12 protein-coding genes are annotated in these 11,972 nt (G+C 69.0%); 5 read left to right on the top strand and 7 right to left on the bottom strand.

Features of this window, described 5'->3' with window-relative positions; genetic code table 11:
• Positions 1-957: 957 nt before the first annotated feature.
• Entirely contained in the window at positions 958-1,731 is a 774-nt protein-coding gene (locus tag BIU97_RS07890; RefSeq protein WP_071297381.1) for an SDR family NAD(P)-dependent oxidoreductase, read from the bottom strand.
• A 110-nt stretch (positions 1,732-1,841) separates the two neighbouring features.
• Here BIU97_RS07890 and BIU97_RS07885 point away from each other — a divergent pair, with 110 nt between their 5' ends.
• Positions 1,842-2,789, top strand: coding sequence for an AraC family transcriptional regulator (locus BIU97_RS07885; protein ID WP_071297380.1), 948 nt, complete (start codon positions 1,842-1,844; stop codon positions 2,787-2,789).
• Between the two features lie 22 nt (positions 2,790-2,811).
• Here BIU97_RS07885 and BIU97_RS07880 read toward each other — a convergent pair whose 3' ends face one another.
• From BIU97_RS07880 to BIU97_RS07865, 4 genes are read right to left on the bottom strand one after another with little or no spacing between them, the layout of a single operon-like run.
• Positions 2,812-3,438 (bottom strand): response regulator transcription factor, encoded by a 627-nt coding sequence (locus BIU97_RS07880; protein ID WP_071297379.1) that lies wholly within the window; start codon positions 3,436-3,438, stop codon positions 2,812-2,814.
• Positions 3,435-4,640 (bottom strand): sensor histidine kinase, encoded by a 1,206-nt coding sequence (locus BIU97_RS07875; protein WP_071297378.1) that lies wholly within the window; start codon positions 4,638-4,640, stop codon positions 3,435-3,437. The genes BIU97_RS07880 and BIU97_RS07875 overlap by 4 nt, the downstream gene beginning before the upstream one ends.
• A 53-nt stretch (positions 4,641-4,693) precedes the next feature.
• On the bottom strand, positions 4,694-5,503 hold the full coding sequence (locus BIU97_RS07870; RefSeq protein ID WP_071297377.1) for an ABC transporter permease: 810 nt from the start codon (positions 5,501-5,503) through the stop codon (positions 4,694-4,696).
• Positions 5,500-6,339, bottom strand: coding sequence for an ABC transporter ATP-binding protein (locus BIU97_RS07865; RefSeq protein ID WP_071297376.1), 840 nt, complete (start codon positions 6,337-6,339; stop codon positions 5,500-5,502). The genes BIU97_RS07870 and BIU97_RS07865 overlap by 4 nt, the downstream gene beginning before the upstream one ends.
• A gap of 202 nt (positions 6,340-6,541) precedes the next feature.
• On the opposite strand from BIU97_RS07865, the gene BIU97_RS17590 reads away from it, so the two are divergent.
• A complete protein-coding gene (locus BIU97_RS17590; protein WP_139195950.1) occupies positions 6,542-6,742 on the top strand; it encodes a hypothetical protein in 201 nt (66 codons plus the stop codon).
• Between the two features lie 158 nt (positions 6,743-6,900).
• Positions 6,901-7,833, top strand: a complete 933-nt coding sequence (locus BIU97_RS07855) for an NADP-dependent oxidoreductase (RefSeq protein ID WP_071254331.1) — start codon at positions 6,901-6,903, stop codon at positions 7,831-7,833.
• 111 nt (positions 7,834-7,944) lie between these two features.
• Here the strand turns inward: BIU97_RS07855 and BIU97_RS18340 are convergent, their stop codons facing one another.
• Positions 7,945-8,673, bottom strand: coding sequence for a hypothetical protein (locus BIU97_RS18340; RefSeq protein ID WP_254782937.1), 729 nt, complete (start codon positions 8,671-8,673; stop codon positions 7,945-7,947).
• A gap of 245 nt (positions 8,674-8,918) precedes the next feature.
• Complete coding sequence (locus tag BIU97_RS18335) at positions 8,919-9,149, bottom strand: hypothetical protein (protein ID WP_254782936.1); 231 nt, start codon at positions 9,147-9,149, stop codon at positions 8,919-8,921.
• Positions 9,150-9,345: 196 nt separating this feature from the next.
• On the opposite strand from BIU97_RS18335, the gene BIU97_RS07845 reads away from it, so the two are divergent.
• Both BIU97_RS07845 and BIU97_RS07840 read left to right on the top strand, forming a co-directional pair.
• Positions 9,346-9,666 carry a nucleotide pyrophosphohydrolase gene (locus BIU97_RS07845; protein ID WP_071254333.1) on the top strand — a complete coding sequence of 107 codons (321 nt, stop codon included), beginning with the start codon at positions 9,346-9,348 and terminating at the stop codon, positions 9,664-9,666.
• A complete protein-coding gene (locus tag BIU97_RS07840) occupies positions 9,653-11,386 on the top strand; it encodes a DUF2075 domain-containing protein (RefSeq protein ID WP_071254336.1) in 1,734 nt (577 codons plus the stop codon). Before BIU97_RS07845 ends, BIU97_RS07840 begins: the two co-directional genes overlap by 14 nt.
• Positions 11,387-11,972 lie beyond the last annotated feature (586 nt).

Here is an 11,972-nt window from a genome sequence, read left to right as displayed (position 1 = left end):
CGCCGGACTTAACTCAGTAACACCAGGGAACCCCTGACCATTCATGGTCAGGGGTTTTCTGCGTTCCCGGGGCGTTCGTGCATCACACTGCTAGCGTCTGCGCCGGGGGAGGAACGCATGAACGATCGAACAAGGACGAGGGAGTCGGCCGGGACCGTCAGCTCGGACAACGACGACGGCGCGCGGCTCCGGCGGAACCGTCTGGTCTTCGGCATCGTGGTGGCGCCGGTCGGGGTGCTGGTGGCGCTCGTGCTCGAGTTCGTGGCGCAGATCGGTACCGCATGGCGGAGCACGAACGACGGTGGAGGAGCGGCGGTACCGCAGGTCATGGCGCTGGTACTCGGGCTCGCTGCGACGGTGCCGGCCTTCGTGGCGGGGATCCGCGCGCTCCGTGCTCGTCGGTCCGTCGAGGTGGCGTGGGGAACCACCGTCGTGTCGGGGCTCGGACTGCTGGCGGTGGTGCTGCTCGTCGTCGTGCCGGCGATCGACGTGCTGCCCCGTGCCGCCGGCGATGAACGCGCGTACCGGGAGCAGCAACGGCTCGACGAGCTGGACGGCATCGAGTACGGCGACGGCCCCGCGTCGGCGGCTGAGGCGCGGGAAGCGATCGGACCGCGGGTCGACGACGCGCTCGCACAGCTGCACGTCGGTCCGAGCGACGTTCGGGGCCGGCGGTGGTTCACCGAGAGCACGAGTGCGGCCGGCAACCCCTGTCGGGTGTTCCACGAGCGCTTCACACTCGGCGGACGGGTCGAGCGGGAGCAGGCGGTGTCGGCGCTGCGGTCCGCCTGGAGCAGCGAGGGGTCGGGTACGAGCTTCACCGAGCGTCCGCAGTACCTCGAGCTGGCCGTGTACTCGGCCGATGCGTCGATCACGTGGGAGCGCCGACGGCGTGCTGTTGGTCCAGAGCGACTGCATCCCGTTCGACCCGTCCGGGCCGTCCTGATACGAGCCGCGTCAGCGCAGACGCGTCGAGGCGATCCCACCGTCGACGTCGATGGTGCCACCGTGCACGAAGGCAGCTTCGTCGGAGACGACCCACCGCACCGCGCGGGCGATCTCGACGGGTCGTACCGGCACGCCCGCCGGCGTGCCCTGGGTCATCGCCGCCAGGGCGTCGGCGGCATCGGCGTTGCCGGGCGTCGCTGTCGCTCCGGGAGCGACCGTGACGACGCGGACGCCGCGGGGGCCGTACTCCGCCGACCAGGCTCGGGTGAGCTGCTCGAGCGCGGCCTTCGTCGCGGGGTAGAGCCCCATGAACGGGACGCCGACCCGGGCCATCCATGAGCCGATGTTGACCACGGCGCCCGTGCCGCGCTCGGCCATCGCAGGTGCAAGTGCTGCGACGAGGGCGTGCGGTGCACGGATGTTCGTCGCCAGGAGCGCGTCGACGGTGTCGTCGGACAGCGACTCGGTCGGGCCGCCCGGGTACACGCCGGCGTTGTTGACGAGGACGTCGATGCGGCCGCCGGCCAGATCGCTTGCGTGCGCGGCGAAGGCTCGGACATCAGCGGCGGACGCGGCGAGGTCCGCGACGACGGGGACGGCTCTTCCACCGCGGTGCTCGATGGCCTCCGCGACGGCGCGGGTACGGGACGCGTCGCGTCCGTGCACGACGACGGACAGACCGGCGGCGGCGAGCTCGTGGGCGACGGCCTCGCCGATGCCGCTCGAGGCGCCGGTGACGAGGGCGGTACGGGGAGTGGTGGGTTCGTTCGGTGCAGTGGTCATGCTTCGATGCTCGGTCCGCATACCGTCGGCGGCCTTGCCGGATCCGGCGAGAAGGTTGCCGGATCGCGTGCGGGCCGCTGGCGCACCGCGCGGGCGCGTAGCGTGGGCTCGTGGACGACGTGACGGCGCAACACCTCGACCGGGCTGCTGCGATCGCCTCGCGGCACGCAGCGGTCCTCGAGCGTGCGTCGACGGTCGAGGTCGTCGCCCGACCGGCGTCGGTGCACCGGGCTGCGGCGCTCGGGCTGACGATGTCGCGCGTCCACGAGTCCACCGGGCTGTTCGACCGCCGGTACGTGCCGTCACTGTCGATGGTCCTGCGTGGGCGGAAGCGCTCGATCGTCGGGGACGACGACCAGGTGTGGGGACGCGAGCGGTTCATCATCACGCCGGTGGACCTGCCGGTCGTCGCCGGGGTCGTCGACACCGCCGGGGACGAGGGCTTCGTCTCCGCGATCTGGCGGCTCGACCCACTGGTCGTGAGCGAGGTCGTCGCGTCCATGTCCTCGTCGGCGGTCCGCACCACCGAGGAGTTGCCGCGGCTCGCCACGTGGACGGCGCCCCTCGCCGATGCCGTCGCCCGGCTCCTCGCCCTGCTCGACGCGCCCGAGGACATCCCCGTGCTGTTCCCCCTCGTGTCGCGCGAGGTCGTCCTCCGCCTGCTGCAGACCGCGCAGGCGCCGCGGATCACGGCAGCACTCGACGGCATCGGCACCTCGGTCGTCGCCGGCGCGACGGCACTGCTCACCGACCGGATGGCCGAGCCGTGGTCGATGGAGCGTCTGGCCCGGGAACTCCGGGTCAGCGAGAGCACCCTGTTCGCCCGCTTCAAGCAGGCCACCGGGATGTCGCCCGCGCAGTACCTCAAGCGCACGCGGCTCGGGGAAGCGCGGCGCCGCATGGTCCTGCACGCCGAAACCGCTGCGCGTGCCGCGGCCGCCGTCGGGTACCGCAGTGCCTCGCACTTCTCGCGCGACTACCGGGAGGCGTACGGACGGCCTCCCGCCGCCGACGCCCTGGTGGCTCGGGAACAGCTCGCGCTCGCGCCCGCGGTGTAGTCGGGCGACGCCGCGCGACGGATCAGCGGAGGAGGCCGAGTTCCATCGCGCGGGTCACCGCGCGGGTCCGGTCGTTCACCCCGAGCTTCTCGAACACGTGTCCCAGGTGCGTCTTCACCGTGGTCTCGCTGAGGAACAGCGTGCGACCGATCTGCGGGTTCGAGTTGCCCTGCGCGACGAGTTGCAGGACGTCGAGCTCGCGGGGAGACAGCGACGGGCCGGGAGCGGGCTTGCCGGCGGTCCGACGGACGAGGGCCGCGGCCGCCGCGGGGGCCAGCGCCGTGCCGCCCTGCGCGGTGGCGCGGAGGCCCGCCAGGATCTCCGATTCGGGGGCGGCCTTGAGCAGGTACCCGGCAGCACCGGCCTCGATTGCCGCGAGGATCTGGTCGTCGGTCTCGTAGGTGGTGAGGATGAGGACCCGCACCTGCGGCTCGCGGGCGAGGATCTGCGCCGTGGCCTGGTCGCCGTTCAGGCCAGGCATGCGGAGGTCCATGAGGACGACGTCGGGCCGTTTCGCGAGACTGAGCGACACGGCGGCGTGCCCGTCCGACGCCTGGCCGACGACCTCGACGTCGGCGGCGGTCTGCAGCAGCGCGACGATGCCGGCACGGACGATCGGGTGGTCGTCCGCGACGACGACGCGGATCACCGCAGCACCCCTGCCAAGGCGAGCGCCACCGGGTGCGCAGAGTCCGTGCCGGTCCGAGCGACGGGCAGTGTGACCTCGAGGACCGTGCCCCGCCCGGGCTCGCTCGTGACCGTGCAGGTGCCGTCGGCGAGGGCGAGCCGCTCGCGCAGACCGCGGAGACCGTGACCAGCGCTCGGCACCGAGGGATCGAAGCCGACGCCGTCATCGGCGACCGTCAGTCGAGCGTCGTCCGCGGTGACGCGCAGGGTCACCCGCGCCGACGTCGCGCGGGCGTGCGACCGGACGTTGGCGAGTGCCTCTTGCGCGGTACGGAGCAGCACCACCTGCGCGTCGCGACCGAGCGGATCGTCGACGGCGTCCACGACGACCGAGACGTTGGTCTCACGGGTGAACCGCTCGCCGAGCCGGTGGAGGGCGGCAGCCAGTCCGTCGCTCACGATGCCGGCCGCTCCGGCCGCGACCAGGGTCCGCGATCCCTCGAGCGCGAGGCGGGCGGACTCCTCGAGGACCGTGAGCCGTTCGCCGAGCCGGTCGAGGTGCCCGGCGGCGAGGTCGCCACGGGCCCGTTCGGTGAGCATGACGATCCCGGCGAGGTCCTGCGCGACCGTGTCGTGGAGCTCGCGGGCGAGGCGCTCCCGCTCGCTCGTGACACCGGCGGCGCGGTGGGCCTCGGCGAGGGAGTCCTGCGCCGTCCGGAGTTCCTCGATGAGTCGGCGTCGGTCGTCGGAGAGCCGTGCGATGCGCGTGATCCAGAGGCCGAGGGCGCACGCACCGGCGACGCTGATGCCCTCGATGAGCAGGGTGCTGCCGAGGGCACTGGGCCCCGACGCGATCTGCAGGCCGACCGCAGCCGCGACGCCGATCGCGAGGGAGAGGGCGACCGCGGTCCGCACCCGCTCGACCTGGCTCCACGCGACGGGGAAGAGGACGCACTGGACGAACGCCGCGCTCGGCACCACCGCGGGCAGCACGAGCGCCGACAGGACCAGCAGCGGGAGGAACCCGGCCGCGGCACGGCGGACGTCGTAGCCACGCCAGCCGAACGCACCGTACGCGAGGACGAGGACGGCGAGCATCGCGAACGCGGGCAACCGCGTCGGCCACGGGGACCAGGCGAAGGCCGCGATCGCCGCGACGACCCCGATCGTGACACCGACGGCGACGTGCAGACCCCGGTTCCGGTGCGCGGTGATCGGGTCCATGACCCCAGCATCCCATCCTCCGGAGCCGCGCAGCGGGTTCTCCACAGGGGCCGTCACGCGTCCCTGCGATTCCACCGGAACGTGAGCAGGCAGGCCACCGTGCCCAGGACCAGCCACACTGCCAGGACGAGCGTTCCCGTGCCGAGGTGCCACGCGCCTCCCGGCTCGGCCGACGCGAACCCCGACGGCAGGAAGACGGACCGCATGCCGGATGCCATCCACCGCAGGGGGAAGACGGACGCGACGTCCTGCAGCCAGGCGGGCAGTTGTTGGAAGGGGAGGTAGACACCGGAGATGAACTGGAGCACGAGGACGACGGGGACGATCGTGGCGGTGGCGCGGCGACCCTCGCGGGGGAGCGCCGAGATCGCGACGCCGAGGACACAGCTCGTGGCGATGCCGAGGAGCACCACGCCGGCGAAGACGCCCCAGTCGCCCGCGTCGGTCGGCAGCGCGACGCCGAACACCAGGCTCGCGACGCCGAGCAGCAGGACGATCTGCGCGACCGTCGAGACGACGACCATGCCGACCTTGCCGACGAAGTAGCTGAGGACTGGCAGGGGAGTGCCGCCGAGACGCTTGAGCGTGCCGTCGCTGCGCTCCGTCGCGATGTCGACGCCCAGGGCCTGCGTGCCCGAGAGCAGGATCGCCGTCGCGACGAGTCCGGGCAGGTAGTAGGTGGCGTAGTCGACGTCGACCGGGCGGCCGTCCGTCGCGACGGCGCGGATCGGGTCGGCGTCGGCGAAGGCCACCGAGAACAGCGCCAGCATGACGACCGGGAACAGGAACGTGAAGAAGACCGCGTCGGGGGAGCGGAACGAGGAACGGAGCTCGTACGCGATGCGGCTGGTCGCTGTCCTCACTTCGTGCCCACCATGTCGAGGTAGACGTCCTCGAGGGACGGGCGGACGACCTCGAGGTCGTGCATGACCGCGGTACTGCTGCGGATGAAGGCCGTCGGATCCGTCGTGCGCTCGTCGTGGTGCGCGCCGGCGTCGTCGCGCCAGCGCACCCGGGGCGTGCGGGCCGCGGTGCCTCCGATGTCGTCGATCGGAGCGACGTCGAGCAGCGTGCCGTCGGCGATCACCGCGGCGCGGTCGGCGAGGTGTGCGGCTTCGTCGAGGTAGTGCGTGGTGAGCAGGATCGTCGTGCCCTCGGCCTGCACCTGACGCAGTAGGTCCCAGAACCGGCGGCGGGACTCCGGGTCGAAGCCCGTGGTCGGTTCGTCGAGGAACAGGACCTCGGGGCGGCCGACGATCCCGAGGGCGACGTCGACGCGGCGCCGCTGGCCGCCGGACAGCCGGCTGATGCGGGTGGTGCGCTGCTCCGTGAGCCCGACCGCTGCGATGAGGTCGTCCACGTCGCGGTGCTCCGGGTACAGCCCCGCGAAGTGGTGCAGCTGCTCGGCGACGGTGACGTTCGGGGACTCGGCGCTGGTCTGCAGGACGATGCCGATGCGTGCGTTGTGGCTGCGGCTGGTCCGAGCGGGGTCGTGGCCGAGGACGCGGACCTCGCCGGCGGTGCGGGAACGGTGGCCTTCGAGGATCTCGACCGTCGTGGACTTGCCGGCGCCGTTCGGGCCGAGGAGCGCGAAGGTCTCACCGGGCTGGACCGTGAAGGAGACGTCGTCCACGGCCTGCTTGCCGGTGGGGTACTGCTTGCCGAGGTGGTGGACCTCGATGGCGGGGGAGTCGGGCATGGGTCAAGCTTCGCGGCGGGGCGGCCGTGGGGGATCGACCGGGGCGGTGGTCTCTGCATCGTCCGATCGGGGGATGGTGCTGGCGGGGGAGGTGGTTCGGTTTTCGGCCGGTGACGGTTCTGGTTCGCGATCGTCGGGGATCGTGAACCGGAACCGTCAACGTCTCAGTACTGCGGCCGCATCCCGGACCGTCGTCGGGATCATGCAGCACGCCGTCGCGTCAGGAGGCCGGCTCGGCATGCGGGCGGACGAGCGTTCAGGTCTGGGCGGCCTCGTCGATGTCGATGCGGAACTGCCTGAAGTCCTGCCATGGCTCCTGGCGGGTGCCCTCGAGGACGTCGCGAGCGGGTCGGCGGAGAGCGGTCAGCTCCTCGGCGAATCCCCGGACCGTCGGACCGGGTGAGGAGCTCGTCGGGACACTCGGAGCAACATGGCGCACCACGTGCCGTGGACCGCACCCCCTGACGGGCGGGAGGCGCGGGGCGGGGTGGTGCATGGCCTCCAGGCCGTGGGGGTGGTCGCGTCAGGTTGCGTCAAGCAACCGGCGCGTAGACCGGGAGGATGCAGGTCATCGGAGTCGAAACGTTCGGAGGGCCGGAGGCCCTCGCCGCCCACGAGGTGCCGGAGCCGCACGCTGGAGCCGGATCCGTGCGGATCCGGGTGCAGGCGTTCGCTGTGAACCCGACCGACACCGCAGTGCGGGCGGGCCAGCGCGACAGTTCCGAGGCCTCGCCGCCGTACGTGCCGGGCATGGACGCCGCCGGCGTCATCGACGAGGTCGGGCCCGACGTGTCCGGGTGGGAGATCGGCGACGAGGTCATGGCGATGGCGTTGCCGCTCAGTGCGCACGGCGGGGCCTACGTGCAGGAGCTCGTGGCGCCGGTGGGGTCGTTCACGCGCATCCCGCGGGGGACCTCGGTGGAGGAAGCGGCGACGGTGCCGATGAACGGGCTGACGGCGCTGCAGATCCTGTCGCACGCCTCGCTCGCGCCGGGGCAGACGCTCGCCGTGACCGGAGCCGCGGGGCTGCTCGGGAACTACGTGGTACAGCTGGCGAAGGCCGCCGGGCTGACCGTGATCGCGGACGCAGCTGAGAAGGACGAGGCGCTGGTCCGGTCGCTCGGGCCGGACCACATCGTGCCTCGCGGTGACGGGTTCGCTGCCGCGGTGCGCGAGCTCGTGCCGGACGGGGTCGATGCGCTCGCCGATGCTGCGGTGCAGCGGGACTCGGTGGTAGACGCTGTTCGCGACGGCGGCGTGTTCTTCGACGTGCGGGGCTGGGAGGGCAACGGAGCTCGGGGGATCGAGTTCGTGCAGGTGATGGTGTTCTCGGAGTACCGGTCGTTCGACAAGCTCGAGCACCTGCGGCACGCGGTCGAGAGCGGGACGGTGACGCCGCGGGTCGCCGAGGTGCTGCCAGCTGCTCGGGCTGTGGAGGCGCATGAGCGGTTGGAGGCTGGCGGGACGCGGGGGCGGTTTGTGCTCACTTGGTGAGTTGCTGACGTGGTCATGGACGGGAGGCGCGGTGCCGGGTGGTGCCGCGCCTCTCGTCCGTCAGTCGGCCGCTGCTACTGCTCGGCTCCTGTCGGGAGTTCTTTCAAGGGCTCACTCGCCGGGAGTCGAGGACTTGCGCGAGCGGAAGAGGTCAACGACCTTGCCGCCCACCGCATCGGCAGCTCCGGCCACCCGGCCGCCGACCTGCTTCGCCGCAGTGAGTGCCTGCGCTTCATCGGGCACCCCGTCGCCGTCTAGATCGACTCGCCGGAAGACTCGCGTGGCGGTGCGCGCCGCACCGGAAACATCGGTACCGACTGCTCCAGCAGCCCCGCTCACCCAACTACCGGTCGACCGGGCAGCATCTTCCAACGCCGCCAGAGCACGATTCTCGGAAGCCGCTTCTTCGGAGTCGGTATCGGCCGAGATCGTGAGGTGCTCCGGGAACGTCTCCGGCGCTTCGGGGAAAGCGGCGCGGGATGACTTCACGACGTCGCGGCCGAACACGAAACGGGCTACTCCGCCTGTCACCGCGCCGACGCCGTACTCGACTGTCGCGCGCTGCTTGCCGGTCATCCCCTCGCGGATCGGGTCGAGCTCGCCGGTCTGGATCGTGCGGACGAGGCTCTGGGCGGCGCCACCCGGCAACGCGTTGGACAGCGTCGAGGCCCAGTGGGACCAATCGTCTCGACCTGCAGCGATCGCCTGACCGGTGCCCACCGTGCCGCCCGCTGAGACCTCAGCGACGTCATTCGCCATCGCAGCAATCTGCTGCTGACTCACTCGCTCGTTGGTGAGGCCGAGGATCAGCGCCTGCGCCTGGTCCTCATCGAGGTCCATGGCGTGGAGGTCGGCAAGCGCGAGACCGAAGACTGCCGTGATCTCGAACTGCAGCTGCTGGTCTCCGGCCGGAAGTAGTCGTACGGCTGCGCGCCGGTCTGAGCGGCGTTCTTTGCGAGGTTCTTCGCGGCCACCTTCATCGCGCCCTTCGTGCCGGCCTTCGCGGCCTGCGCGCCCGCGCTCTTCGCTCCGGCGACGGCCGGGCCCGCAACAGGAATCGAGGCAATCGCGATGTCCGCCGCGATCTATCCCACCGTGATCGCGGCCCCTGCCGTCGTGATCGAGGTCGTGTAGTGGCGTTCGAGCATCTGAACGATGTCGGCGGGGGTGGCCGAAGGGTTTCGACGGCGGAGCCACTTCATGTACTGCCGGGCGAGGGCACGACGGCCGGTCACGGCCTTCGCGATGTTCCGAGTCACGTCTTCCTCGGGGACCTCGGCTTCGAGGGTCACGTCGGCAGCGTCGGGTTCGGTCATGTTCGGTTGTCCTCTTGCGTGAGCCGCGCTCGGGTACGCGGTGTTGGTCGACATCGTCGCATGAACCGCGGACCTTGCGAAACTCTTGCTTGACTCCGTGCTCTCGGCGGACGCTTGCCGCCCACGGAGCCCGGTTCACATCGCGTCAGTGGGACTTGGTTCGGGGCAATCTTCGCTGGCCTGCTAGCGTGCGGACATGGCGGATGAAGGGCTACGCGAGGAACTCCGTGAGTTCGTGGCGGACCGCGACTGGGCTCAATTCCACTCGCCGGAGAACCTGGCGAAGAGCATCTCGATCGAGGCAGGGGAACTGCTCGAGTGTTTCCAGTGGACGTCTGAGGCCGATGTGGCGCGCGTCCGTCTCGAACTCGCCGACGTCCTCACCTACTGCCACCTACTCGCCGATCGACTCGGCTCCGATCCCGCAGAGATCATTCGCGAGAAACTCGCCCTCACTCGGGACAAGTACCCAATCGATCAGGCCCGAGGACGAAGCACGAAGTATGACCAGCTTTGACATCGCACAGCTCCCGTTCAACGAGCGGCATCTGCGGCTGTGGCGCGAAGAGGACCCTCGGTTCCTGAACTGGCCCGTCGTGTACATCCTCGACGACGGCAAGCGTGTCTACGTCGGCGAGACGCTCAACATTGCCTCACGCATGCGGCAGCACCTCGATTCCGCAGAACGACGGTCGTTGAAGGCCGTGCGCCTAGTACTCGACAGCACCTTCAACAAGTCCGTGTGCCTGGACCTGGAGTCGCAGCTGATCGGACTGTTCGCTGGAGACGACAAGTACACCGTCCTCAACAGCAACAAGGGTGTCGTCAATGCGGACTACTACGACCGTGCGCGGTACCGAGAGACCTTCGAGGAGATCTTCGAAGCGCTGCGCGAGCAGAAGCTCTTCACACGCAGCATCGCCGAAATCGAGAACAGCGAGCTGTTCAAACTCTCCCCATTCAAGGCGCTCAACCGTGATCAGGCCGTCGTGATGGAGGACATCCTCGAGGGGTTGTTCGACGACCTATCAACGGGCGCCGGCAGCACGATCGTCGTGCAGGGCGACCCGGGGACAGGCAAGACGATCGTGGCCGTCTACCTGCTCAAGTTGCTCCGCGACATCGCGAACGGCGTCGGGATCGACGAGGTGGACGGGGACTCGATGTTCTCGGACTACTTCACCGAGGAGAACCGTGAGCGCCTGACTGACTTCCGCGTCGGCCTAGTCATCCCGCAGCAGGCGCTCCGCGCTTCTCTGAAGCGCGTGTTCCGCAAGACCCCTGGCCTCGAGAAGACCATGGTGCTCACCCCGTTCGAGGTGGGGAAGAGTGCTGAGAAGTGGGACCTGCTGGTTGTTGACGAGTCGCACCGTCTGAACCACCGCGCGAACCAAGCGTCGGGGCCGCAGAATAAGAGCTTCGGCGAGATCAATGAGCAGCTCTTCGGCGCTGATGCTGACCACTACACCCAGCTCGACTGGATCCGAGACCGGAGCAGACACCAGATCTTCCTCCTTGACTCAGAGCAGAGCGTACGCCCAGCGGATCTGCCGCAGGAACTGCAGGCGGGCCTCGTGAGAGAGGCGAGGCAGCACGATCGGTACTACCGGCTCTTCACCCAGATGCGCGTGCAAGGCGGGGCCGACTACGTCTCCTACGTCCGCGCTGTCATGCGAGGAGAGTCGCCGGAGCCACGGACATTTGGCGACTACGAGTTCCGTATGTTCGACGACCTGGGGGAGATGCATGATGCCATCCGGGCGCGCGACGACGAAGTGGGCCTCTCAAGGCTCGTCGCCGGGTACGCGTGGGAGTGGAAGAGCAAGCATGACAAGAGCGCCATCGACATCGAGATCGACGGTCGCGAGCTGCAGTGGAACCAGACACAGACGGACTGGATCAACTCCCCTGGTGCCGTTGATCAGGTCGGCTCGATCCACACCGTGCAGGGATACGACCTCAACTATGTCGGCGTGATCGTCGGGCCGGACTTACGGTTCGACCCCGGATCTCAGCGCATCGGTTTCGATAGGTCGCACTACTTCGACAAAAAAGGTATGGAAAATAACTTACGGTTGGGAATTGTTTATGAGGAATCCGATTTACTGAATTTTGTTTCAAACATCTACTCTGTCCTTCTGTCGCGAGGAGTTCGCGGCGCCTATCTCTACGTTTGCGATGGTCCCTTGAGGGTCGAGCTGCAGAAATTCTTCTCGGATCCAACGATTCTTGACTGACTTACTCATCGTCCGCTGACGCCTTTAAGCGGCCCCACGTTGCGCCTTGACTCGCACACCAGTGGAACGCGTTGTAGCGGACCTGGATCAGCGGATCATCTGTTTTCGGCGATACGCACATTTTGGATGGCGAGCGTTAGCTAAGTGTAGATCGTGCATCAACTGATTATGGCTAGACGGGCGCAAACTGATATCTCAAGCGATTGCACACAGCGCACGATGATGCTGCCACGTTCGCCCTGGGGTTGCTGGCGGCTCGGAGGATGGATGCCTCTCCTCCTGGGGTGGCTGGAGATCCGTGTAGAGGGCGGGCTTAGGTGGTGAAGCAGAGGCGGCCAGCGGTGTGGCATGGTCCTCGACGCATTGTGAAAGGGCGGGCCGCACTGCCGCGAGCTCTCAGGCCCCCCGGATAGGGCACGTGACGCGAGGCTTCAGTCTACGTAGAGTCATCGTCACGCGAGATCTGTGTTCTTTGCAGTACGCTCCACGGACAACAGTCGAGCTTCTCGCTCGTCGAAGAACTTTCGTGACGCTGTAACTGCGTCTCGCGGAGAAACCGTTGAAGGGGCACGGTCTTGGGCTTACA

It is taken from the genome of Curtobacterium sp. MCBA15_009, assembly GCF_001864895.1.
Lineage (GTDB): Bacteria > Actinomycetota > Actinomycetes > Actinomycetales > Microbacteriaceae > Curtobacterium.
Note: the sequence above shows the minus strand (reverse complement) of the source record. Positions and strands in the feature narration are given on the sequence as shown.

Excerpts from the sequence above, each read along its gene's own strand:
- BIU97_RS18340 (WP_254782937.1), bottom strand. The coding sequence starts at position 8,673 with ATGGACCTCGATGAGGACCAGGCGCAGGCGCTGATCCTCGGCCTCACC.
- BIU97_RS07855 (WP_071254331.1), top strand. The coding sequence starts at position 6,901 with ATGCAGGTCATCGGAGTCGAAACGTTCGGAGGGCCGGAGGCCCTCGCC.
- BIU97_RS07875 (WP_071297378.1), bottom strand. The coding sequence starts at position 4,640 with ATGGACCCGATCACCGCGCACCGGAACCGGGGTCTGCACGTCGCCGTC.
- BIU97_RS17590 (WP_139195950.1), top strand. The coding sequence starts at position 6,542 with ATGCAGCACGCCGTCGCGTCAGGAGGCCGGCTCGGCATGCGGGCGGAC.
- BIU97_RS07890 (WP_071297381.1), bottom strand. The coding sequence starts at position 1,731 with ATGACCACTGCACCGAACGAACCCACCACTCCCCGTACCGCCCTCGTC.
- BIU97_RS07845 (WP_071254333.1), top strand. The coding sequence starts at position 9,346 with ATGGCGGATGAAGGGCTACGCGAGGAACTCCGTGAGTTCGTGGCGGAC.
- BIU97_RS07840 (WP_071254336.1), top strand. The coding sequence starts at position 9,653 with ATGACCAGCTTTGACATCGCACAGCTCCCGTTCAACGAGCGGCATCTG.
- BIU97_RS18335 (WP_254782936.1), bottom strand. The coding sequence starts at position 9,149 with ATGACCGAACCCGACGCTGCCGACGTGACCCTCGAAGCCGAGGTCCCC.
- BIU97_RS07865 (WP_071297376.1), bottom strand. The coding sequence starts at position 6,339 with ATGCCCGACTCCCCCGCCATCGAGGTCCACCACCTCGGCAAGCAGTAC.